Genomic DNA, 24734 nt, shown 5'->3' with positions numbered 1-24734 from the left:
TTACATATACTTGTAATTCAGGAACTAAAATTGTATTAGGCGAATGCCAATAAGGCTTGCATACCTATTACGGAGAGTACTAAGAATGCTAGGATTGTAATATAGGAAACGATTTTTTGCGAACGTGGAGATTGTGCAATCCCCCATGTCACAGCGAACGACCATAGGCCATTTGCCAAGTGGAATGTCGCTGAAAGCACGCCTGCGATATAGAATGCAAGCATGAATGGATTATCCAAGATGTTTGCCATCATGTTGAAATCCACTTCTGCTCCAAGTGCTTTTTGAATTCTCGTTTCATAAATATGCCAAGCTATGAACACGACTAGGAAAACACCTGTTACACGTTGCAACATGAACATCCAGTTGCGGAATGTTCCGTAGCGCTGAACATTATTTTTTGCAGTGAAAGCTATGTACACACCATAAAACGCATGGAACATTAACGGAATGTAGATAATGAACCATTCCAAGAACAGGACGAACGGCAAGTTGCCCATAAAATTGGAAGCGTTATTGAATGCTTCTTCACCGCGCGTTGCAAAATGGTTGATGACCAAGTGTTGAGTGAGGAACAACCCAACCGGAATGACTCCGAGCAATGAATGAAGTCGGCGCAAGTAAAAATCTGATTCTCTCGACAAGTCTTTTACCCTCCCTTATTTAAGAGATATGTCCGAAATGCGTCGTCACTGTTTGTACAAATGAAGGACGTTCACGGCATGCCTCTTAATGGTACAATATGATAACATGTTCATTGTACTCCTCACTTTTGAGGAGGTCAAGGTGATGTGAGCTTTTTCAGACCGCTGTTAAAAAGTTCAATCCACAAACTGATTCTCCTGAAAGGACTGCATAATCGTTGGATAAACAAACATTCGAAACTCCGACACGATTAGGATATGAAATCATAAAAGACCATGTGCTCCCGAACATACTAGGTAAACATGAAGATGAAATCCTTTATTGGTCCGGGAAAGACGTGGCGAGGAAGTTCCCAATCTTCTCAATCGACGAGCTTCCCGATTTCTTTCAGGAAGCCGGCTGGGGTCCACTCATCGCCTACGATGGCAAAACTGCGAAGGACGAAGCATTGTTCATTCTCGAACAAAGCGACGCGACGTTGTTGGAAAACAGATCTTACCAGCTAGAAGCCGGTTTCATTGCTGAACAGTTCCAGAAACTGAATGGCTTTCTGACTGAATGCTATGGTGAAAAATTCCTGAAAGAGAAACAAGTCCGCTTTCTCGTGAAATGGGATTTGAAAACAAACGTATAATAGTACTTTGCTAAAATCACACTCTTTCAAAGGGAAAACAACCTAATGGATTGCTAGACAGGAAAAGGGCTCATCGACATTCGATTTGAGCCCTTTATTTATTGTCTTCCTTAAAATACTCCATTACAGTCTCCGCAACCTTTATCGGAAGACCTGCATCGTTCAATTCGGCTGCTGTTGCTTCCCGAATTTTTTTTATGGAACCGAAATGCTTTAACAGTTGCTGCTTCCGTTTCGGTCCGACTCCAGGCAATCCGTCCAAAATAGACGTCAATGAATTGGAATCCCTGCGTTGTCGGTGGAACGTAATGACGAAGCGGTGCACTTCATCTTGTATCCGTTGCAGCAAATAAAACGCCTCGCTCGTCCGTTTCAACGGGACGACCTCAACCGGATTTCCGTACAGCAATTGAGCCGTCTGATGCTTATCATCCTTCGCAAGGCCCGCGATCGGGATAGACAAACCAAGTTCATCCTCTATGACTTCACGTGCAACTTCCATCTGCCCTTTCCCACCATCAATAATGATCAAGTCAGGCAGCGGCAGCTGATCTCTTAACACGCGGATATACCGTCTGCGGATCACTTCGCGCATAGCCCCATAATCGTCATGGGCAGCCGCAGTCCTCGTTTTATACTTCCTATAATCTTTTCGGTTCGGTTTTCCGTCAACGAAAGAAACCATCGCCGATACCGGATCAACGCCGCCAGTGTGGGAGTTATCAAACGCTTCGATTCGCAGTGGAGTAGAAATCCTCATCACCTCTCCTAGATCTTCACAAGCCCCGATTGTCCTCTGCTCCTGACGTTCAATGAGCTGGAATTTTTCGCGCAATGAAATTTGAGCATTTTTATTCGATAATTTCACGAGATCTTTTTTCTTGCCTCTTTGAGGGATGAATACATTCACGTTCAATAGTTGTTGAACGATTTCTAGATCGATCCCTTCCGGCAGTAAGATTTCTTTAGGCAGAAGATGACCGCTCTTTCCGTAAAATTGGCCGATGAATGTTAGCAGCTCTTCCTCTGGATCTTGATATAAAGGGAATATGGAAACATCCCTTTCAATTAATTTGCCTTGGCGTACAAAAAATACTTGAACGCACATCCAACCCTTTTCTACTGCATACCCGAATACGTCACGGTCTGTGAAGTCATTCATCATCATTGTTTGCTTCTCCATGACCGCTTCAATATTAGCGATTTGATCCCGATATTCCTTTGCACGTTCGAATTCAAGATTTTCGGCAGCAGTTGCCATCTTTTCCGTCAGCTCTTTTTTTACGCTTTTATAACCGCCATTCAGGAAGCGGCTAATATCGTCCACCATTTCTTTATATGTTTCCTGTTTTACTTCATTCACACAAGGGGCTAAGCATTGGCCCAAATGGTAATAAAGACAGACGCGATCGGGCAGCTGATGGCATTTCCGGTATGGATACAAACGGTCTAGCAGCTTTTTCGTTTCATGCGCTGCTGTGGCATTCGGATAGGGTCCGAAATATTTCCCCTTATCTTTTTTGAGCTGCCTCGTCACAATTAGTTTAGGATGCCGTTCTGAAGTGATTTTTAAGTAGGGGTACGTCTTGTCATCTTTCAGCATGATATTGTACTTAGGGTCATGCTGTTTGATGAGGTTCAACTCCAATATGAGCGCTTCAATATCAGATGATGTAATAATATATTCGAAGTCCTCGATTTCCCCGACGAGGCGCTGTGTTTTGGCGTCATGGGATCCGGTAAAATAACTGCGGACCCTGTTTTTCAATATCTTCGCCTTACCGACGTAGATGATGGTGCCTTGGCGGTCTTTCATTAAGTAACAGCCAGGCAAGTCCGGCAGTAAGGATAGTTTATGCTCTATTTTTTCATTCATCTTCTTCACCTACCAAAAAACCGGGTTCCTCTAAAGGTTCCCGGTTTCAAGTAATCCATTACGCGTGTTTTTCGATCAGTTCTGCAAGTTGTTCTTTCGGCTGGAAACCGACAACTTTATCGACAATTTCTCCGTCTTTGAAGAGGACAAGTGTCGGGATTGACATGATGCCGAATTCTCCAGCAGTCGCTTGGTTCTCATCGACATCAACTTTAACGATTTTCGCTTTGCCGTTTAGGTCACCGTCGAGCTCTTCCAATACAGGAGCGATCATTTTACAAGGTCCGCACCATGTTGCCCAGAAGTCAACAAGCACGAGGCCGTCTTTTGTTTGGTCTTTAAAGTCTTGGTCAGTTGCATGTGTAATAGCCATTTATTCTTTTCCTCCTTTAGTAAATCCAACTATGATTGCATTATAGCATGTCAAATATAGACGGGCGAAACATCTGCTTCAATTAGGTGAAAGGCTCCCGCTTCTGCAGGAGCCTCTACTTAATCAATTCGTTTTGATTTTCTTGATTTCTTCAATCATCATTGGGATGACTTCGAACAAGTCGCCGACGATGCCGTAGTCTGCTACTTTGAAAATGTTTGCTTCTGGATCTTTGTTGATGGCGACGATTACTTTTGAGTTCGACATTCCAGCCATATGCTGGATCGCGCCTGAAATTCCCGCAGCAATGTATAGATCCGGTGTTACGACTTTACCTGTTTGACCGATTTGCAACGAGTAATCGCAGTAATCCGCGTCACATGCTCCGCGGGAAGCACCGACTGCACCACCGAGTAATTGAGCCAATTCTTCTAGAGGTGCAAAGCCTTCTGCACTTTTCACACCGCGGCCGCCAGCGACGACAACTTTCGCCTCTGATAGATCAACGCCTTCCGTCGACTTGCGGACGACTTCGCTAATGACTGAGCGTAAGTTCGTGATGTCAACCGAAACAGAAGAAACGTCACCGGAACGGCTTTCGTCTTTTTCAAGCGGCTCGATATTGTTCGGACGAACCGTGAAGAATAGAAGACCTTCTTTAATTTTCACTTTTTCAAATGCTTTACCGGAATAGATCGGACGGATGAATACCGCGTCATCGCCTTCTCCTTCGATTGCTGTTACATCGGATACTAAACCTGAAGCTAGTTTACTAGCAATCTTCGGAGATAGATCTTTCCCTAATGAAGTATGACCGAACACGATAGCGTCTGGTTTTTCTTGCTCATAAACAGCCATGAATGCTTGGCCGAATCCGTCTGATGTATAATGTTTCAAATGCGGGTGCTCCACAGTGATGACACGGTCCGCACCGTATTTGATCATTTCTTCCCCTAATGTTTGAACTGAGTCGCCGAATAGCAAACCGACGATTTCTCCGCCGTCTGCTACCGTTTTCGCAGCTGCAATTGCTTCGAATGAAACGTTACGCAATGCTCCTTCACGAGCTTCACCAAGTACTACTACTTTTTTAGACATTTAAAGTCCCTCCCCTAACAATATGAAAAATCAACAATCAATCATGCCTCGGCTTGATTGCGTACGGATTTTTTTGAGTTTGCTCGAAAAAACACCTTTAACAATCCGTGACATCCGCGGGCCTACAGGACGTAGGTCATGCAACCTTCGCCACAGGACGTGGCGTACTTAGGTTGCCATCCTTTCGATTTGATTCAGCCGAATCAAATCAAAGCACTTTGGATTCTTTATTTAGAAGATCAACCAGCTCTTTTACCTGATCGGACAAATCGCCTTCAAGGATGCGCCCTGCCGCTTTTTGAGGCGGAAGATAGATTTCAATCGTTTCTGTTTTCGCTTCCACATCATCTTCATCGAGGTCTAAATCATCCAATTCCAGTTCTTCAAGCGGCTTTTTCTTTGCCTTCATGATTCCTGGTAAAGATGGATAGCGAGGCTCATTTAATCCTTGTTGTGCAGTGACCAATAATGGCAAGGACGTTTCAATCGTTTCAGAATCCCCTTCAACGTCACGAACGATTTTTACGGAAGTGCCGTCGATTTCTAGGTTCGTAATCGTAGTCACATAATTGATCCCTAATAATTCCGCAACACGTGGCCCGACTTGTCCGGAGCCCCCATCGATTGCGACGTTCCCCGCGAGGATTAAATCCGCATTTTTGTCTTTTAAGTATTCCGCGATGATTTTCGCTGCAGTGAACTCGTCCATCTCATCCAAGTCGTCCTCGGTATTGATCAGGACAGCTTTGTCCGCCCCCATTGCCAATGCAGTACGAAGCTGTTTTTCAGCTTCTTCATCGCCGATTGTGATGACTGTTACTTCACCGCCATGTTCGTCTCGTACTTGGATCGCTTCTTCGATTGCGTATTCGTCATAAGGATTGATAATAAATTCAGCGCCGTCTTCAGCGATTTTACCGTTTGATACAGCGATTTTCTCCTCAGTGTCAAATGTACGTTTCACCAATGCATAAATGTTCATATTGCATACCTCCCTGGCTTATTTAATTCCCTTTGAATTGTGGTTCCCTTTTTTCAATGAAAGCTTGGATTCCTTCTTTTGCATCTTCCGAGACGAAAACCTCACCGAATGAACCGGCCTCTGCCTTCACCCCTTCGTAGAACGAATCTGTTTTCGTATATTGAAGCATACGAAGTGCAGCTTTCATGGCAATCGGACTTTTCTTCGCAATTTTCTTTGCCATTTCCATAGTTTTCGGAAGCAGTTCCTCATCCGGTAAAGCATGATTGGCTAGTCCCCATCGTACCGCTTCTTCCCCAGTGATCGGCTCGCTCGTCAATAACATTTCCGCCGCTTTCGCTACTCCGACATACCTTGGCAAGCGCTGGGTTCCGGCAAAGCCTGGAATCAACCCTAATTGCAATTCAGGCAAACCGAGTTTAGCTTTCTCTGTGACAACCCGAATATGACATCCCATTGCCAACTCCAATCCACCGCCAAGTGCAGCACCATGAATTGCTGCAATGATCGGCTTCTTGAAGCTTTCCATTCGTTCGAAAACGTCCTGCCCTGCTGCAGCAAGCTGAGAAAACTGTTCGCCGGACGTCACTGTAGTGAATTCCTTAATATCGGCCCCTGCCGAAAAGAATTTACCTTCACCGTGAAGCACGATAACGCGGACAGAATCATCATTTTCCACTTCGTCCAATACTTTATCAATCTCTTGAATAAGACTACTAGATAAAGCATTGGCCGGCGGTCTGTTGATTACGACAGTCGCCACTCCATCCTCAACATCGATTTTCAAAAACTCCATTCTACCCCACCCTTTCCGAAATGCTCTTTTCTACATCATGAAAAATCGAGATTTAAGCTTTCATTCCGTTTAAAATTAAGCGATGGACTTCTGGTGCTAATTTCATCAAATCATACTTTTGATCATTCATTACCCATGATGTGATTGTTTCGTCGATTGTTCCAAAAACCATTTGACGGGCCAACCGAATATCGATCCGCTCGTCAAACTCACCCTTTTCGATGCCCTCTTTTAAGATGGTATCGAGCAATGTCAAGTACTCCTTCAATACTTCATTAATTCTATATCGAAGTTCTTTGTTTGATTGCCGTAGTTCCAACTGGGTTACAATGGCTAGGTGGCGGTCACCATTGAGCAAACTGAAATGGTTTTCAATCATCTTGGCAAGCATTTCCGTAGCAGAGATTTCCTTCTTCAAAATCTCTTTCACATTCTCTACAAAGACGCCCATCTTCTCACGAAAAACGGAAATAAGGATATCCTCTTTATTTTTGAAATAAAGATAGATCGTTCCGTCTGCAACGCCTGCTTCCTTGGCGATCTTGGAGACTTGCGCCTGATGGTAACCATTTTCAGCAATGACGATGACGGCAGCATCAACTATTTGTTTATATTTAGGTTTATCACGTTTCATTTTTTTCACCACCAAAAAGAAGAAAATATGAATGATGGTTCATTCATATTTTCATATTAATCGTTTATTCGGTTATCGTCAAGTCTTTCGTCAGGAAGTTTGTAATTCCTGCTCCATCTTCTTTTTCTCTTCATCTACAAGTGCGCGCCTCAAAATTTTACCGACTGCGGTTTTCGGCAGTTCTTTCCTGAATTCATATTTACGCGGCACTTTGAATGAAGCCAAATGTTCACGGCAATACGTATTCAATTCTTCCTCTGTCACCGATTTCCCTTCTTTTAAAACAATATATGCCTTTACTGTCTCACCACGGTATGGATCTGGAACGCCGGCGACTACACATTCTTGGATTGCATCATGCTCATACAGCACCTCTTCGATTTCACGTGGATAAATATTGAAACCGCTCGCAATGATCATATCCTTTTTCCTATCGACAACATAAAAATGACCTTCATCATCCATATACCCTAAATCTCCGGTTAACAGCCATCCATCGCGGAACGTTTCGGCGGTTTCCTCCGGTCTGTTCCAATAGCCCTTCATCACTTGAGGTCCTTTTACCGCTATTTCCCCGACTTCCCCATTCGGCAGGGGCTCTGTTGATTCCGGACCTAAAATGCACGCATCCGTATCTGGCCATGGAACACCGATCGACCCTTTTACACGTCTTTCCTCCCAAATGAAATTCGCAATGGCGACTGGAGATGTTTCTGTCAAGCCATAACCTTCTACGAGCTTTCCGCCGGTTATCTTTTCAAATTTCTCCTGCAATTCGACTGGTAAAGCAGCAGATCCACTTATACAAGCTTTTATAGAAGAAAGATCGTACTTCGAAAGCTCCGGATGATTCAACAACCCGATATAGATTGTCGGTGCACCCGGGAAGAGCGTTGGTTTCTGTTTATCGATTGCTTTGAGCGCAGTATTGAAGTCAAACTTAGGGATAAGAACCATTTTATTGCCTGACATGACGGATAAGACAAGAACGGTCGTCATGCCATACACATGGAAGAACGGTAAAATCCCCATGACAATCTCTTCGCCATCTTCGCATTTATAGAGCCATGCATTACACATTTGCGCGTTGCTGATCAAATTGGCGTGTGTGAGCATGACACCTTTCGGCGGTCCCGTAGTCCCTCCCGTATATTGGAGCAGTGCAACATCTTCGTCAAAATCAAATTCATATGAAACCGGGTCAGGTTTTGCAATCTTCATAATTTCTGTGAAAAGATGGTTCATACCCCTATGTTCCACCTTCACGATAATCCCATGCTCCTTTTTTTGGATGAATGGATAAATGAGATTTTTAGGGAACGGCAAATAGTCTTTAATTCCCGTTATGATGACATGCTCCAACTCTGTTTCCTTAATGATCTTCGTAATGCGTCCAAATAGAATATCGAGCGAAATGATTACCTTTGCCCCGGAATCCACCATCTGATAGGATAATTCTCTTTCTGTATAAAGTGGATTCGTCTGCACGACAATTCCCCCAACATAAAGGATGCCGTAGTAGGCGATAGCGCTTTGAGGACAGTTCGGAAGCATAATTGCGACGCGGTCCCCCTTTTCAACACCTAGCGAACGCAAATAGTTGGCAAACTTCAATGCCGACTCATGGAATTCTTTATAACTTATATCCTTGCCCATGAAATGCATTGCCGTCTTTTCAGGAAACTTATTCCCCGATCTCGTTAAGAATTCTTGAAGCGGAATCCGATCATAATCGATCGTTTTCGGTATATCCGGCGGATACATATCCAGCCATGGCCTTCCTGTCATTGTAACGCCCCCTTTTCCATTACAATACTTAGAAAATTCCTTCTTTAAATATTATATCGATAAATGAATCCGCTTTCAAATAGAATATTATTTTCATAGAGAAAAAATGCCTTGACTAGAAAATTTAAGTCAAGGCGTATTCGTGAACATCCAATATATTCCTACAAGAACAAAAAGAACACAAACAACAATTAAAATCTTAGACAATTTTTCCATATCATATCTCCTATGAAATGCTGGCACCGATAACAAAGGACAATCCTACCGATATTGTCAGCGAAATGAAGCCGACGGAACGGTTATCCTCTTCGATTTCCTTGTCAATATTGAACTTCGGTGTAAGAAATTCAAAAAGGATGTACGCGATGACGAGCAGGACAAAACCGAATAAGCCCCATCCAATCATTTGCGGCAATGTATTATGCTGCTCAATTGAATAACGGAAAATATTCGAAACACCGAAGATCTTCCCGCCGGTAGCCATCGCAACAGCTAAATTCCCTTTTCGGATTTCTTCCCAATTCTTATACTTTGTTACAAGTTCAAAAAGCACCATCGAAACGACGAGGCAAAGGACTACTACACTGAAATAACCTGTCGTTTCTACAAGAGGATGGCTCCAAAATCCAGTTTCCGTCATTTATTTGACTCCTTTGAAATTCATTCATCCTAACCTCTACGAATGAAGACGAGGAAAGTTTCAATTTTGTATAACTTTTTATTTTAGTTCAACGACCGTAACCCCATGGCCGCCTTCGCCCGCTTCCCCGTATCTGTAACTTTTCACACGCGGATGATTTTTCAAATATGTTTGGACTCCTTGCCGTAAAGCTCCTGTTCCTTTTCCATGAATGATCGATACTTGATGATAATTGGATAGCAACGCATCATCCAAATATTTCTCAGTACGATGTAATGCATCTTCATACCGCTCCCCGCGAAGGTCGAGTTCCAGTTTGACGTATGAATCCCGTCCTTTTACAGAAGCGGATACAACAGTATCTTTCACTTTTTCAGGCTTAGTGTATTCCAGTACTGATTCATCAAGCTTCATTTTCAAGATGCCGATTTGGACGATCCATTCTTTTGCAGAAACCTTTTCAATGAGCGTGCCTTTTTGTCCGTATGTGATGACTTTTACTTCATCGCCGACTTCTAATGGCCTAGGAGCCGCTTTCGCTTTCAGTTTTTTCTTTTTATCTTCAGGAGCGGCTCCTTCCAGTCGTTTACGTGCTTCAATTAATTCATGCTCTTTAACATTTGCACCTGCGTTCAAGCGCAATGCACGCAAGTCGGAAATGACGGCTTCCGATTCGACACGTGCCTCGTCCACGATTTTTTTCGCTTTTTCTTTTGCATTCTCGATCAGTTTTTCTTTCATACCATCGAATTCGGAAAGCTTCTCTTCCAATTCGCGTTTCAGCCTTTCTGTTTCGATAAGCAACGCGTGTGTTTGTTCAGCATCCTTTTCTGATTGGACTCTGCTCGACTCCAATGAAGCAATCATCGAATCTACTTCTCCACGGTCTGTTCCCGTGAATTTTTTCGCCCGGTTAATAATATGTTCATGAAGACCGAGTCGCTTCGAGATTTCAAAAGCATTACTTCTGCCGGGTACTCCGATTAATAAACGATACGTCGGGCTCAATGTATCGATATCGAATTCCACACTCGCATTCGCCACGCCAGGGCGATTATAACCGTATGCTTTTAACTCAGGATAATGAGTTGTAGCCATTACCCGTGCTCCTGTGCCATGCACTTCATCCAATATGGAAATAGCAAGTGCGGCCCCTTCCTGCGGATCAGTGCCTGAGCCAAGCTCGTCAAAAATGAGCAATGAACGGGAGTCGAATTTTTTCAGGATATCGACAATGTTTACCATATGCGATGAGAACGTACTGAGACTTTGCTCAATGGACTGCTCATCGCCAATGTCTGCATAGACAGAATCAAAAACGGCAACTTCCGAACCATCCAATGCGGGAATCGGAAGTCCAGCCTGAGCCATCAATGTGCATAGGCCGACAGTCTTTAACGTGACGGTCTTCCCTCCTGTATTCGGTCCAGTAATAACGATTGTTGTAATATCCTTGCCAAATTCAATCGTATTGGCAACTGCCTGTTCGACCGGTAGCAAAGGATGTCGCGCTTTCGCTAGACGGATATATCCTTCATTATTCACTTCGGGCTTTGTACATTTATGCGCAATCCCATATTTCGATTTGGCAAGAATAATATCAATTTCCGATAAAATATCGACTAGCACAAAAAGATCATGAGCCACTTCTTGAACTTTTATAGATAGCTCCTGCAAAATCTTCTCAATTTCATCCTTCTCTTTCATCTTCAAGTTACGGATTTCATTATTCGCTTGGACGACAGCATCAGGCTCAATAAATAATGTTTGCCCCGATGATGACATATCGTGGATGACTCCCCCGAAGTGAGAGCGGTATTCCGATTTTACCGGAATGACGTATCTATCGTTCCTGATTGTCACGATGGAATCGGAAAGCATTTTTGAAGCATTTCGTCCTCTTGTATAGCCTTCTAGCTTTTCTCTTACACGCCCCTCCTGGATACGCAAACTTTGACGGATCGATCGGAGAGTTCCTGAAGCGCTATCGACGACATGTCCATTTTCGTCAATGGCAGCATTGATTTCATGCTCGAGTCCAGTGAGGATCGGCAACGCCTCTTTCTTCGCCAGGAAATGAGAAATTTCAATATCTTCATCCTCGTCAACCGATTCGATGAACTGTCGCAGAATCCTGCTTGCACGGATCGTATTCGCAGTTTCCATCAATTCATACGCACTAAGGACACCTCCGATTTGTGCACGTTTTGCATGCGGGCGGATGTCGCTAATGCCACCCATTGGTACGTTCCCTCTTACTCTCAATATAGAGAGCCCTTCGTCTGTTTCCTCAAGCAATCGGACAACTTCTTGAAAGTCGCTGACGGGAACTAATTTTTCCATATATGTTCGTCCTGCAGATGACGTGCAATATGTTGCGACGACATCCCGGATTTTATCAAACTCAAGTGTTTTCAAGACACGGTTTTCCAATGCCTGACACTTCCTTTCATTTCCGGATGATCTCCCGGATGAATTGTTCAAGCGGCCACGTATTGACCACCGTCTCTTTTTTCAGCCATGCCTTTTGCGCATACTTCACTCCAATTTCCATATGTTCCAATTGATCGATCGCATGCGCGTCTGTATTTACAGCAATTTTAACGCCCGCTTCCTGAGCCATTTCCAAATAGTCGACGGCTAAGTCAAAACGGTGCGGATTGCCATTCAATTCAAGTATTTTATTATATTTCTTTGCCCATTCAATCAACTGGGGCACGTCAGGATTATAACCGTCCCTCTGTCCGATTATCCTGCCAGTCGGATGAGCGATCATGGAAACATACGGATTTTTCATCGCCACATGTAGTCGATTCATAATCTGCTCTTGCGACTGATTGAAATTCGAATGGATCGAAGCGATGACAAAGTCCAACTCACGTAAAAGATCATCTTCAAAATCAAGAGACCCATCCGGAAGGATATCCATTTCTGTCCCACAGAAAATCTCGATATCATCATATTCCGCATTCAACTTCCGAATTTCCTCAATTTGGTTTCGCACTCGTTCAGGCGTCAATCCATTCGCTACTTTCAAGTATTGGGTATGATCTGTAATGACCATATGCGAGTAGCCCCGTGCTCTGCACGCTTCAACCATTTCCCGTATGGAATAGCCTCCATCCGACCAAGTCGTATGCATATGGAAATCGCCTCGGATATCCTCGAATGTAACGACATCTGCAATTTCATGCGCTCGGTCGATTTCCGTTCCATCTTTGCGCATGGAAGGCGGGATGAATGGCAGATCGAAAAAGGCGAAAAAATCGGCTTCCGATTCAAACGTTTTTACGGTTCCATCTTCCATTTCTACACCGTATTCACTAATTTTCATCCCTTTTGATTTAGCCAGTTGACGCATTTTTACATTATGGTCTTTCGAGCCTGTGAAATGGTGAACCGCTGTCGCAAATTGCTCTTCGGACACGAAGCGGAAATCCGCGTCGACCAAATCAGCCATGTCAAGAACGACGGATAACTTGGAATCTCCAGCCGCTACGGTTTCTTCAATCGGCAGCACTTCCATCAGCTTTTCCCTAACTGCCGCGGGTTCATCCGTAACAATTATGAAGTCGACGTCGCTGCTTTCTTCCTCTGCTCGACGGAAACTTCCGGCTACGGAAAAACGGGTAATTTCCTCAACCCCTCGCAATTCCTCTTCGATCGCTTTCACAATTGACTCCACTTGCCAAACGGGTAGTTTCCCTTTTCGGGTCCCGAGCTGTTGAAGTTCATGCAATATCTTTTCCTCAGTCTTTTTCCCAAATCCCGGAAGCACGCTCACTTTGTTTGCTTCGCACGCATGTCGCAAAGATTCAATCGAATCGATGCCGATCGCTTCCCGCAGTTTCGCAATCCTTTTGCCACCAAGCCCCGGAACTTTCAATAAGGGAATAAGCCCTTTAGGGACCTCCTCTTCAAGCTCCTTCAATAAATCGGACTCGCCTTTTTCCATCAAGTCGATAATGACTGCGCCTGTCCCTTTTCCGATTCCCTTCAATTTCAAAATATCATCCATCTCAGAGAGGCTCCGCGGGTCAAGCTCAAGCACGTTCGCGGCTTTTCGAAAAGCTCCCACTTTAAATGGATTTTCCCCTAACAATTCCATATATAACGCGATTTTTTCAAATGTGCGAATGATTGTTTTCTTGTTCATCAGTAACCACCCCTTCATTTTTTCCAAATCCTTCTTGAAAAAAGGCTTCCCTCCAACCAGGGGGGAAGCCGAACAGATCGTTCATATAGAACAGCCTGCGTTTTTGTACAAGCTGTGATACGTCACTTCGTATAAATATACCACCATTTTTTTACCGTTTCTGAGATGATCGGAGTATGTTCGAATATCGCATCAGCTAAAAGCGATCTGCCAATCATTTCTTGGATGAAATCAAGCGGCAGCATTGCCAATAGATAGAGTAGTAGAAATATAAGAATATAAAACTCTATAAATCCTAAAATCGCTCCACCGAAACGAGATAAAAATCCTAATACTGGAAGGAACTTTAGGAAATCGAACATGGACGCAATCAACTGCAATGCGAATTTGACAACGATAAAGATGAGAACAAATGCCAGCATCCTGTAAAACGTCTGATCCAAGTCAAGTTGTTCGACTGTCCAACTCAATTTGGATCCTGCGGTTACCCCCGGGTACGGAATCCATAGAACGAACTTCTCAGACAATGGTTTGTAATATATGTAAGCGACGATAAGAGCAATGATGAAGCCTGTCATATGTATAAGCTGTACAATAAGCCCCCGTCTAAATCCCGTGATCAATCCCCCTAAAAAGAGGAATAATATGATTAAATCAAGCATATACGACCGTCAACCCTTCAACTTATTCAATTCTTCTTCCAAAAGCTCAATGCGTTCTTTTAATTTCAAATAGTCATGTACACTATTTACAGCGGTTAGGACAGCAATTTTGGAACTGTCCAAGTAAGGATTACGAGAACTGATCTCCTTCATCCTCTCATCGACCATCGAAGCGACGAGCCGGACGTGATTGCTCGTTTCACTGCCGACAATCGTATATGTCTGTCCATATATGTCAACCGCTACGCGCGTCTTCTGCTCGTCTGCCAATGATGAAACCTCCCTAAATCAATTACGCCTCGGCGTAATTGAGTCCAGATTTTGAATTGCTCTTGAGGCCGACAAGATGTCGGTCATGCAGTCGTTGCGACAGGACGTCGCGAACTTAGACTGCCACCCATAACTCCCTTCAAAATCTGTGACATCCGCCGGAGGCTTCAACTTGCTTCAGCTAGATGCAGAAGCAAGTTGAAACCTTGCTTTCATCATACCACGAAATCGTTTTAGATGAAAAGAGAAGGCGATGGATTCGCTTACAGACACTCCGAATTATTGTACAATATGGAAAGAGAGTAAGGGAAAGGACGAAATATATGAGCCAAAGTGTTCTTCAATTGGATAAAGCAAAGTTGGAAAAATTAATGTCGCATTATACACCCTTTAAAGTTATACGAAATGCGCCAGGCGTCGTCTTTGCGGCTAAACTGCCGGATGTGGCTGTTACTGTTTATAAATCGGGAAAAGTGCTGTTTCAAGGCGGAGGGGCACTACGGGAAACTGCCCTTTGGGGAGGTTCTGGCGGACAGTCATCACCTATGAAAACAAGTGCGCCGAAAGTGAAAGGCGAAACATTGCCTGAGCGATTCTCGGAGCTTTCGGTCCTCGGCTCTGATGAAACGGGGACTGGTGACTTTTTCGGCCCTGTCACGGTTGCCGCCAGTTTCGTCAGCTCGGATCAAATCGAACTCGTTCGCGAACTGGGCGTCAAGGATTCCAAGCAATTGAATGATGATTTGATGCAGAAAATCGCCCCTGATCTGCAAGCAACTCTTATTCATAGCGTCCTCACGTTGACAAACGAGAAATATAACGAGGTCCAAGCAAAAGGGTGGTCGCAAGGCAAGATTAAAGCATTGCTCCATAATCAGGCTTTAAAACACGTTCTTCGGAAAATGAATGACAACAAGCCCGATTATATTTTGATCGACCAGTTTGCAGAACGTGGAATTTACTATAACCATATTAAAAACGAGCCGGAAATCGTTCGTGAAAACGTATTGTTTTCTACGAAAGCTGAGGGGCTGCACGTAGCAGTTGCTGCGGCTTCCATTATTGCAAGAGTTGCATTTTTGGAGGAGATGGACCGGTTGAGCGGGATTGCAGGTGTCACACTTCCTAAAGGTGCAGGAAAAATCGTGGATGAAGCAGCAGCGAAAATTTTATTAAAAAATGGAGAAGCCACATTAAAATCAATGACGAAATGGCATTTTGCCAATGCCGAGAAGGCGAAAAAAATCGCAGCGAAGAAACGCTGACAGGCCGCTTTGGACACGGAAATAAAAAAGACCGCTTATGGAGAAATGTACTCCATAAGCGGTCTTTCGTTTTATCCGCGAAGCTGTGCGTCTGCCTCTACAGTTAAAGCACTCAATACCTTTTCATGCGCTTTGACGACTTCCTCGTCTGTCAAAGTACGCTCAGGGTCGAAATAAGTCAATGAGAACGCAAGTGATTTCTTGCCTTCTTCTACATTGTCCCCTTCGTATAGATCGAATAGCTTCACATTTTTCAGAAGTTTGCCGCCCGCCTGTCTTATAGTTGCTTCCAGCATGCCTGCGGAAGTTTCTCTTGCAACAACGAGTGCAATATCCCGTGAAATGGATGGGAAGCGTGGAACAGGAACGTATAGAAGTTCATCCGTATTTACAGAGAGAACAGTTTTCAGATTCAATTCCATTACATACGTTTCCTTCAAGTCACGTTTCTTTTGTTCCGTCGGATGGATTTGGCCGATCAAGCCGATTCGCTCGCCTCGTAATAGAACATTTGCAGTCCGACCCGGATGCATGCCATCGATTACAGCTTTTTCAAATGACAAGTCATGAAGAAGTCCTAAGCGGTCCATCAACCCTTCGACGATGCCTTTGACAACATAGAAATCAACTTTTTTCGTTTCAGCTTGCCAAGCATGGTCGACCCATTTGCCTGTCAAGACTGCCGCCAAATGCTCCACTTCACGTGGAAGGCCATCCTCTTCTTCGCCAAGGAATACTGAGCCTGTTTCATATAGAGAGACTGAGTCGATACGGCGCGCGACGTTATACGTAGCCGCTTCTAATAGATGAGGAATTAGACTTTGACGTAGTACGCTGCGATCCTCACTCATCGGCATGAGCAATTCCGTTACCGGAGCCGTTTCCAAAGCAAACGATTGCGCATGTGCTTTCGATGTCAATGAATAAGTGATTGCCTGATACAGCCCAGCCCCTTCAAGGAACTGACGAACGATACGACGTTTCGCCTGGTATGGCGTCAATCCTCCCGGCGTTGACTCTGATATAGGAAGTGTTTTAGGAATTTCATCGTATCCATACATACGTGCAATTTCTTCGATGATATCTTCCCTAATTTTCAAATCTTGCCTACGTGTCGGAGCATCGATGACAAGCTGTCCATTGATTGCTTCTGTTGGAATTCGAAGGCGGTCCAAAATATTGAGCATTTCTTCCATCGAAATTTTCATGCCAAGGCGGCTGTTGATATAATCCGGTGAAACAGTAATGCGCTCAGCTGTTTTATCAAGTTCATCAAAGATGACAGACCCAGCAAGGACTTCCCCGCCAGCAAGTTCAGCCATCAGCTGAGCTGCGCGTTCAGCAGCCTCTTGTACACGGTTCGGATCGACACCTTTTTCGAAACGGGTACTTGCATCGCTTCGTAGACCAACTTCCTTGGAAGTGCGGCGAACTGACGAAGGTGCGAAATAAGCAGATTCAATAACAACAGTAGTCGTCCCATCATGGACTTCAGAATTTGCTCCACCCATGACACCAGCAAGTGCTACAGGCTCTACACCGTTCGTAATGACAAGGTTATGTCCTTGTAATTTCCGTTCAGCATCATCCAATGTCGTTATTATTTCACCCTCTTTGGCATGACGAACGACAATTTCTCCTGTCTCAAGTCTGTCGTAGTCGAATGCATGCAACGGTTGGCCGTACTCCATAAGAACATAGTTTGTAATGTCTACAACATTATTATGGGGGCGTACGCCTGCTGCCATCAAAGCATTTTGGAGCCATAATGGCGATTCGGCCACTTTAATATTTTTTACGACTTTTGCGACATACATCGGGTTATCTTCAGCAGCCTCTACTCGCAGCTTCAGCTTGTCTTCCGCCTTTTCCGCCGCTATAGGATAGTCAATTTTCGGCAGTGCAATCCCTTGGGATAAAATCGCACCGACTTCATATGCGACTCCTAACATGCTTAGCGCATCCGAGCGGTTCGGCGTCAAATCGAATTCAAGCACCGTATCGTCCAACCCAAGTAATGAAAGTGCATTTTCCCCAGGCACTGCGCCTTCTGGCAATACGTAAATACCTTCCGCATATGCTTTCGGAACGAGTTTCCCTTCAATCCCTAGCTCTTGCAAGGAACAAATCATCCCGTTCGATTCTTCACCACGCAGCTTCGCCTTTTTAATTTTCATGCCGCCAGGAAGAACAGCTCCAGGTCGTGCAACGATAACTTTTTGGCCTTCAGCGACATTCGGTGCTCCACAGATGATTTGCGTCGTCTCTTCTCCGACATCCACTTGGCATATGTTCAATTTATCCGCTTCTGGGTGCTTCACGCATTCTTTTACGAGGCCAACAACAACATATGTCATTCCTTGACCGCGATCGATGATTGAATCAACTTCTATTCCTGAACGAGTTATTTTTTCTGCAAGATCTGCAGGATCAATTCCATTAATATTTACATATTCATTCAACCATTTTGTAGATACTAACATGTCTTCTCCTCCTTAAGCTTCCGTCCGATGAAATTGTGATATGAATCGCACATCATTCGTATAGAAATGACGGATGTCTTCCACACCATATTTCAACATTGCAATCCGCTCAGGTCCCATGCCGAATGCGAAACCTGTAACGACGGATGGATCATAGCCCGCCATCTTCAATACGTTCGGATGCACCATACCTGCGCCTAAGATTTCGATCCACCCTGTCTTTTTACAAACATTACAGCCGTTGCCGCCACATTTGAAGCAAGAGATATCCATCTCTACTGACGGTTCAGTGAACGGGAAGAAACTAGGGCGCAAACGAATTTCACGGTCAGCGCCGAACATTTTTTTCGCAAACAGGTCGAGTGTCCCTTTCAAGTCACTCATGCGAATATCCTCGCCGACAACGAGTCCTTCGATTTGCGTGAATTGGTGGGAATGCGTCGCATCGTCATTATCCCGGCGATATACTTTGCCTGGGCAGATGATTTTGATAGCAGTTCCGCCTTTCGCCTCCATCGTTCTCGCTTGAACCGGAGATGTATGAGTACGAAGAAGAACCTCTTCGGAAATATAAAATGAATCCTGCATATCACGCGCCGGATGCCCTTTCGGCAAATTAAGCGCTTCAAAGTTATAATAATCTTTTTCTACTTCTGGGCCTTCGGCGATTCCATAGCCCATGCTGATGAAAAAGTCTTCGATTTCTTCAACAACACGAGTCAATGGATGATGGTTACCTGTTGGAACGGGACGGCCAGGTAATGTGACGTCGATCGCCTCTTTTTCCAGTTGCGCATTGATCGCTTCTTCTTCAAGCTTTGTCATTTTCGCTTCCAGTGATTCTGTTACCGCTTCACGGATGACATTGACGAGAGCTCCCATTTTAGGACGTTCTTCAGCAGGAAGTTTTCCCATTCCTTTCAATAGATCGGTAATAGGTCCTTTCTTGCCAAGGTAAGCGACACGGACGTCGTTTAATTCTTTGACGCTCGTCGCTTCCTGGATTTTCGTCAATGCTTCTTCTTTCAATTGTTGCAATTGCTGTTCCATTGTCATTCTCCTTTCAAAATTACGGCTTAGTTAATTAACACTGTCGATTTCCGGCAGGGCCGGTGCTCCCAACGCTATCGCTTTTGGTCGCAAAAGTCGTTCTACTTTACGGCTTTCGCTACAGGCGGACGTTTTCCGCGGGCGGTCCGTGAGCCAATCGAACAGCGAAGGGTTCGATTTGCCGTATTTCTGCGCACTTTGCAGAAATTAAGGCATCCTGCTCCCAACGCTACACTTTTGGTCGCAAAAGCCGTTCTCCGTGACGGCTTTCGCAGGAGTCGCCGCCTTTCGCTTCAATCAACAACCACCTGAAATCAACAATGTCGAATAACCAGAGCCAAAATAAAAAAACCCCGCCCCTAAAAAGGGACGAGGACGAGTTCGCGGTACCACCCTGATTATTATGCAAAATACAAAATGCATAATCACTTCATTTGGAATAACGGCCCTCTACCGGCACGCCTTTACAGTTTGCACTGGTCCAAGCGGCAGCTCACGGGGTGAACTTCAACAGTATTCTCCCATCCGCGCTCTCAGTCAAGGCGCCGATTTCCTGTCGGTTGCAATCTGTTTACTTTTCCCGGTCATAGCTTTTCGAAAGTTATATACAACTTTACTATACCCGATTTCGTTTAGGACATCAACATCGATATCATTGTTTCCCGTAAGTGTATAGCAAGATCCCGGCAGCAATAGCGACATTCAAAGATTCAGCTTTGCCATACAAAGGAATTTTCACAATATCGTCGGCTTTTGATAAGTATTCAGCAGCGACTCCGCTTCCTTCATTGCCGACGATAAGTGCAAATTCCTTCAATGGACCTACATTGTAATGATCGACTGCATTTTGCAATCCAGTACCGATGACTTTAATTCTATCCGCCTTCATTCTGTCGATCCAATCCCCAAGTTCCCCTTTCACTACAGGAATATGGAAATGAGAACCTTGAGCCGATCGGACCGTTTTAGGATTAAATGGATCCGCTGACCCTTTTCCGAGAATAACGGCGTCCATACCAGCAGCATCCGCTGTCCGAATCATCGTACCGATATTTCCTGGATCTTGTACGGCATCGATAAATAAAAGCTTTTTCCAGCCGGCAGCCTCGTCATCTGTATATTCCGGCTGACGGCAATGTGCAAATATCCCTTGGGACTGCTCCGTTTCAACCAGCTCCTTAGCGACAGCCTTTGTCACTTGGATCAGCTGGAGATGATCGGTTTTCCATTCTACGGGCAGCTCCAAGTCTTCCCTGACAATCAAATGAAGGATTGTTCCATCTGTGTTAAGCGCCTCTTCCACAAGATGGAATCCTTCCACGATGAATTCTTCCGATTTATCGCGGTCTTTCTTTGAGGTTACAAGCTTTTTCCAATGTTTCACGAGTGCATTTTGTGTCGATTCGATTCTTTTCATGTATTGAGCTACATCCTTTTTCTTCTAGTGTAACAAATGTCCGTATAGTTGGCGATCATTGTGTACAAAATGATATCAGGAGGATGATATGATGAATTTCCAAATTCGTGACGCCATCACCGCTAATATGACGAATAACTCCGCGACCGATATTCGGAGCGTCGTGGAAGATGCATTACAGCGAGGCGAAGAACATTTATTGCCAGGTCTAGGTGTATTTTTTGAAAAGCTATGGGTTAATGCCGATGAACAGGAAAAGACGAAAATCAGCGGCGAACTCGCGCAGGCTTTCTCTGCAGGTTAATAATGAAACGTTAAAAGCCACCCATTTGGAGTGGCTTTTAACATTTACTTACAGCAACGATGCCAATACAGCTTTCTGCGCATGCAGACGATTTTCCGCCTGCTGGAATACGTACGAATTCGGTCCGTCAATGACGGAAGTGGCAACCTCTTCTTCGCGATGAGCCGGCAAGCAATGTAGGAACATATAATCTTTCTTCGCATTGGCGACAAGGGTATCGTTTATTTGGAACCCTTTGAACGCTTCAAGTCGCGCAGCGGCCTCTTCCTCCTGCCCCATACTTGCCCATACGTCCGTATAGACGACATCCGCACCTTTTACCGCCTCAACTGGATCATACGTCTGCATGATAGAACCGCCTGTTTCTTCAGCAATTTTTTGTACTTTGACATACAGGTCTTCGTTAAACTCGAACCCTCTTGGAGTCGCAACAGCGATATGCATTCCCATACGAACTGCCCCAATGACTAATGAATGGGCAACATTATTCCCGTCACCGACATATGCAAGTCTTTTGCCTGCAATAGACCCTTTCACTTCAGTGATCGTCAGTAAATCTGCAAGCGCCTGGCATGGATGGTACATATCCGTCAGTCCATTAATGATCGGGATGGATGAATGCTTTGCAAGCTCTTCCACCATTTCATGTGAATTTGCACGAATCATGACTGCATCCAAGTAACCAGACAATACATTCCCGGTATCATATACGGATTCCCCGCGCCCAATTTGCAAATCATTAGCGTTCATGTACATCGCATGGCCACCAAGCTGGACCATTCCGACTTCGAAGGAAATTCTTGTACGCGTGGAATGCTTTTCAAAAATCATGCCAAGTGTCTTCCCTTGCAGTATGGGGGGACATTTTCCAACGATTGTATCTTTCTTCATCACTAAAGCTTTTTGCAATAAATAATCGATTTCCTCACTCGAATAATCTAGCAGCGTTAAAAGATCACGGCCTTTAAGTTGACTTTCAATTTTTTTCGCCGTTTTCAATGTGGATATATGCATTTTGACCAAATTGATCATCTCCATCCTAAATATGGTTGTTAGCTTTATTATATGTACGCATATTTATAAAGTCAAATGAATTATTATGAGTACATTAAAAATACTTAGTTAGTCAGGAGTATGCTTAATATAAGGTTTTTTATTCACTATTGCAGTATTCACCAATATACATTTATACAACAAATAATGTATAAAAAAGACCGCGCCTATTATAGGCACGGTCTTTCCCTTCATTATTCAAAAATGATTTTATCAACTGTTTCGCGATCCAATTTCTTGATCACTTCGACAATCAATTTCACTGCATTTTCGTAATCATCACGGTGTAGCATCGCAGCATGTGAATGGATATAGCGCGTTGCAATACAAATCGCTAAAGACGGTACACCGTTCCCGCTAACATGAATTGACCCCGCATCTGTTCCTCCGCCAGGAATCGCTTCGAACTGGTAAGGAATGCCGTGTTCTTCTGCTGTATCGACGACAAGGTCACGCAATCCTTTGTGAGAGACCATGGATGCGTCATATAGCAAGATTTGTGGCCCATCGCCCATTTTGCTTGTCGATTCCTTTGAAGTTACGCCAGGCGTATCACCAGCAACACCTACGTCAACAGCAAAGCCGATATCAGGCTTCACTTTTGCAGCAGCCGTTTTTGCACCGCGCAACCCGATTTCCTCTTGTACGGCACCGACACTGAATACGATGTTCGGATGGTTTTCGTTCTTCAGTGCTTTCATGACGTCAATTGCGATCGCACATCCGATACGGTTATCCCATGCTTTCGCAAGCAAGTATTTGTCATTGTTCATGACAGTGAATTCGAAATGAGGAACGATCATATCGCCAGGAAGAACTCCCCACTCCATCGCTTCCTCCTTCGAAGTTGCACCGATATCAACGAACATGTCTTTAATATCAACCGGTTTTTTACGTGCTTCAGGAGAAAGGATGTGCGGTGGCTTTGAACCGATGATGCCCGTCACTGTATCCCCTTTGCGCGTAACGATTGTTACACGTTGGGCAAGCATGACTTGAGACCACCATCCGCCAACCGGTTGGAAAGAAATGAATCCTTTATCATCAATTTTCGTTACCATGAAGCCGACTTCATCCAAATGACCCGTTACCATCACTTTCGGTCCATTAGCATCACCGCTTTTTTTAGCAATTAATGAGCCAAGTCCGTCATATTCGATTTCATCAGCAAATGGCTCGATATATTTCTTCATGACTTCACGCGGTTCACGCTCATTGCCGGGTATCCCTTTCGCGTCCGTCAAATCTTTTAACATGACTAATGTGTCATCCATTTTCGACATTTATTTCGCCCTCCTAAGTAAAGTGAAACTTCAATCAGTGGTGTTTTTTCCACTGATTGTTAGTTGAACCAATCGGGCATTTACTGACTGTTGGTTCCCAACTTGTTGGGAATCCTACAGTCAGTTAATGCGGGGTAAAATTACAAATTCAGTATAGATGAAAAATGGTAACAATGGAAGTGCTTTCACACTTATAGCATTTCTTTTCGAAGCTGCGCTGCAGTTTTCGGAGAAAGCAATCCTGGAGCGACGTCGAATACGGTTTTCGCACCAGTCTCTCCATTTTTATTTAGTCTGTAAGCAGCGCGCGCATAAGCGACGAGGACGCTCGATGTGAATTCCGGATTACTGTCCAATTTCAATGAGAATTCGATGACTTGATTGTTTGCTTCTCCGGTTTTTCCGCTACGGATGACAAAACCTCCATGAGGCATTGCGCTGTGCTCCTCTTTTAATTGCTGTTCAGTTATGAAGTTGACTGTCGTATCATAATCTGAGAAGTAATTAGGCATCGTTACGATGGCACGCTCAACTTCCGCTGCGTCAGCGCCTTCCTCCAACACGACAAAGCATTCACGCGTATGCTTTTCACGTGTTGTTAGTTCAGGTTGTGATCCGTTGCGTACTTTTTCGACCGCTGACTCAACAGGGATCGTATATTGAACGGCTCCTTTCACTCCGTCAATTCTTCTGACAGCATCAGAATGCCCTTGGCTCAACCCTTTCCCCCAAAATGTATACGTTGCACCTTCCGGAAGAATCGATTCTCCGTATAGACGATTGATGGAAAATAAGCCTGGGTCCCATCCGACGGAAATGATTGCCGTTCTGCCATTCGGCTTCGCCGATTCGTCAACCGCTTCAAAGTATTCAGGAATTTTCGCATGTGTATCGAAGCTGTCGACAGTATTGAATAGCTTCGAAAGCATAGGTCCTTGCTCAGGAAGATCGTCTTTCGAGCCACCGCATAAAATCATTACGTCGATATCATCCACATATTTTTCAATTTCATTCAGCCGTAAAACAGGCGCATCACTATTCACTTTCAAATCTTCTGGCTCTCTCCGGGTGAATACTCCGGTAAGCTCAAGATCATCGTTTTGAGCGATTGCCGACTCGACTCCTCTACCTAAGTTGCCGTATCCAACGATTCCAATTCTGATTTTATTATCCATAATGTCCAGCCCTCTCTCTAAAAGTATTCTCTCATTTTATCGTTTCGTCGTTCATTTTGCTAATGATTCTTTTGTTCACAAGCTGTCCTTTTGCCTATTTCGTCATACATGGTAAAGTAGAATATGATTCAACTTAATTGAAATGAGGAT

At 44.3% G+C, this 24734-nt stretch carries 22 protein-coding genes and 1 other annotated feature; of the genes, 3 read left to right on the top strand and 19 right to left on the bottom strand.

Going from position 1 to position 24734, the window contains the following annotated elements:
* Window positions 1–35: 35 nt before the first annotated feature.
* Window positions 36–644 (bottom strand): succinate dehydrogenase cytochrome b558 subunit, encoded by a 609-nt coding sequence (locus tag AC0L13_RS06850; RefSeq protein WP_473645284.1) that lies wholly within the window; start codon window positions 642–644, stop codon window positions 36–38.
* 218 nt (window positions 645–862) lie between these two features.
* Here AC0L13_RS06850 and AC0L13_RS06845 point away from each other — a divergent pair, with 218 nt between their 5' ends.
* Complete coding sequence (locus AC0L13_RS06845; protein ID WP_473645282.1) at window positions 863–1279, top strand: DUF2507 domain-containing protein; 417 nt, start codon at window positions 863–865, stop codon at window positions 1277–1279.
* Between the two features lie 94 nt (window positions 1280–1373).
* Here AC0L13_RS06845 and uvrC read toward each other — a convergent pair whose 3' ends face one another.
* The 12 genes from uvrC to zapA all read right to left on the bottom strand — a co-directional run bounded on the left by uvrC (window position 1374) and on the right by zapA (window position 14554).
* Window positions 1374–3155 carry an excinuclease ABC subunit UvrC gene (gene uvrC / locus AC0L13_RS06840; protein ID WP_473645280.1) on the bottom strand — a complete coding sequence of 594 codons (1782 nt, stop codon included), beginning with the start codon at window positions 3153–3155 and terminating at the stop codon, window positions 1374–1376.
* Between the two features lie 58 nt (window positions 3156–3213).
* The gene (gene trxA, locus AC0L13_RS06835; protein ID WP_473645278.1) at window positions 3214–3528 is read right to left on the bottom strand and encodes a thioredoxin; all 315 of its coding nucleotides are present in this window, start codon (window positions 3526–3528) and stop codon (window positions 3214–3216) included.
* Between the two features lie 123 nt (window positions 3529–3651).
* Window positions 3652–4626 (bottom strand): electron transfer flavoprotein subunit alpha/FixB family protein, encoded by a 975-nt coding sequence (locus AC0L13_RS06830; RefSeq protein WP_473645276.1) that lies wholly within the window; start codon window positions 4624–4626, stop codon window positions 3652–3654.
* A gap of 208 nt (window positions 4627–4834) precedes the next feature.
* Window positions 4835–5608, bottom strand: coding sequence for an electron transfer flavoprotein subunit beta/FixA family protein (locus AC0L13_RS06825; RefSeq protein ID WP_473645273.1), 774 nt, complete (start codon window positions 5606–5608; stop codon window positions 4835–4837).
* 22 nt (window positions 5609–5630) lie between these two features.
* Complete coding sequence (locus AC0L13_RS06820; RefSeq protein ID WP_473645271.1) at window positions 5631–6404, bottom strand: enoyl-CoA hydratase; 774 nt, start codon at window positions 6402–6404, stop codon at window positions 5631–5633.
* A 52-nt stretch (window positions 6405–6456) separates the two neighbouring features.
* Window positions 6457–7038, bottom strand: coding sequence for a TetR/AcrR family transcriptional regulator (locus tag AC0L13_RS06815; RefSeq protein ID WP_473645269.1), 582 nt, complete (start codon window positions 7036–7038; stop codon window positions 6457–6459).
* A gap of 90 nt (window positions 7039–7128) precedes the next feature.
* Entirely contained in the window at window positions 7129–8826 is a 1698-nt protein-coding gene (locus tag AC0L13_RS06810; RefSeq protein WP_473645267.1) for a long-chain-fatty-acid--CoA ligase, read from the bottom strand.
* A gap of 226 nt (window positions 8827–9052) precedes the next feature.
* A complete protein-coding gene (locus AC0L13_RS06805) occupies window positions 9053–9466 on the bottom strand; it encodes a DUF350 domain-containing protein (RefSeq protein WP_473645265.1) in 414 nt (137 codons plus the stop codon).
* A gap of 78 nt (window positions 9467–9544) precedes the next feature.
* Window positions 9545–11899, bottom strand: coding sequence for an endonuclease MutS2 (locus AC0L13_RS06800; protein WP_473645263.1), 2355 nt, complete (start codon window positions 11897–11899; stop codon window positions 9545–9547).
* Window positions 11900–11915: 16 nt separating this feature from the next.
* On the bottom strand, window positions 11916–13622 hold the full coding sequence (gene polX / locus AC0L13_RS06795; RefSeq protein ID WP_473645261.1) for a DNA polymerase/3'-5' exonuclease PolX: 1707 nt from the start codon (window positions 13620–13622) through the stop codon (window positions 11916–11918).
* 122 nt (window positions 13623–13744) lie between these two features.
* The gene (locus tag AC0L13_RS06790; RefSeq protein ID WP_473645259.1) at window positions 13745–14284 is read right to left on the bottom strand and encodes a CvpA family protein; all 540 of its coding nucleotides are present in this window, start codon (window positions 14282–14284) and stop codon (window positions 13745–13747) included.
* Window positions 14285–14293: 9 nt separating this feature from the next.
* Window positions 14294–14554 (bottom strand): cell division protein ZapA, encoded by a 261-nt coding sequence (gene zapA / locus AC0L13_RS06785; RefSeq protein ID WP_440501288.1) that lies wholly within the window; start codon window positions 14552–14554, stop codon window positions 14294–14296.
* 323 nt (window positions 14555–14877) lie between these two features.
* On the opposite strand from zapA, the gene rnhC reads away from it, so the two are divergent.
* The gene (gene rnhC, locus AC0L13_RS06780) at window positions 14878–15819 is read left to right on the top strand and encodes a ribonuclease HIII (RefSeq protein WP_473645256.1); all 942 of its coding nucleotides are present in this window, start codon (window positions 14878–14880) and stop codon (window positions 15817–15819) included.
* 71 nt (window positions 15820–15890) lie between these two features.
* Here the strand turns inward: rnhC and pheT are convergent, their stop codons facing one another.
* From pheT to AC0L13_RS06765, 3 genes are all read right to left on the bottom strand, one after another.
* Window positions 15891–18302, bottom strand: coding sequence for a phenylalanine--tRNA ligase subunit beta (pheT, locus tag AC0L13_RS06775; RefSeq protein WP_473645254.1), 2412 nt, complete (start codon window positions 18300–18302; stop codon window positions 15891–15893).
* 12 nt (window positions 18303–18314) lie between these two features.
* Window positions 18315–19352, bottom strand: coding sequence for a phenylalanine--tRNA ligase subunit alpha (gene pheS / locus AC0L13_RS06770; RefSeq protein WP_473645252.1), 1038 nt, complete (start codon window positions 19350–19352; stop codon window positions 18315–18317).
* A gap of 362 nt (window positions 19353–19714) precedes the next feature.
* Window positions 19715–19949: a binding site (T-box leader), on the bottom strand.
* Window positions 19950–20004: 55 nt separating this feature from the next.
* Window positions 20005–20769 (bottom strand): TrmH family RNA methyltransferase, encoded by a 765-nt coding sequence (locus AC0L13_RS06765; protein ID WP_473645250.1) that lies wholly within the window; start codon window positions 20767–20769, stop codon window positions 20005–20007.
* A 91-nt stretch (window positions 20770–20860) separates the two neighbouring features.
* Here AC0L13_RS06765 and sspI point away from each other — a divergent pair, with 91 nt between their 5' ends.
* On the top strand, window positions 20861–21073 hold the full coding sequence (gene sspI / locus AC0L13_RS06760) for a small acid-soluble spore protein SspI (protein ID WP_473645248.1): 213 nt from the start codon (window positions 20861–20863) through the stop codon (window positions 21071–21073).
* A 48-nt stretch (window positions 21074–21121) separates the two neighbouring features.
* Here sspI and argF read toward each other — a convergent pair whose 3' ends face one another.
* From argF to AC0L13_RS06745, 3 genes are all read right to left on the bottom strand, one after another.
* Window positions 21122–22087 (bottom strand): ornithine carbamoyltransferase, encoded by a 966-nt coding sequence (gene argF / locus AC0L13_RS06755; RefSeq protein WP_473646881.1) that lies wholly within the window; start codon window positions 22085–22087, stop codon window positions 21122–21124.
* Between the two features lie 233 nt (window positions 22088–22320).
* Window positions 22321–23409: a M42 family metallopeptidase gene (locus AC0L13_RS06750; RefSeq protein WP_473645246.1), complete on the bottom strand. Its 1089-nt coding sequence runs from the start codon at window positions 23407–23409 to the stop codon at window positions 22321–22323.
* 191 nt (window positions 23410–23600) lie between these two features.
* Complete coding sequence (locus AC0L13_RS06745; protein ID WP_473645244.1) at window positions 23601–24584, bottom strand: diaminopimelate dehydrogenase; 984 nt, start codon at window positions 24582–24584, stop codon at window positions 23601–23603.
* Window positions 24585–24734: the final 150 nt, after the last annotated feature.

Source organism: Sporosarcina sp. QA0331 (assembly GCF_055808055.1).
The sequence above is the reverse complement of the archived record's forward strand: the minus strand, read 5'-3'. Positions and strand labels throughout refer to the sequence as shown.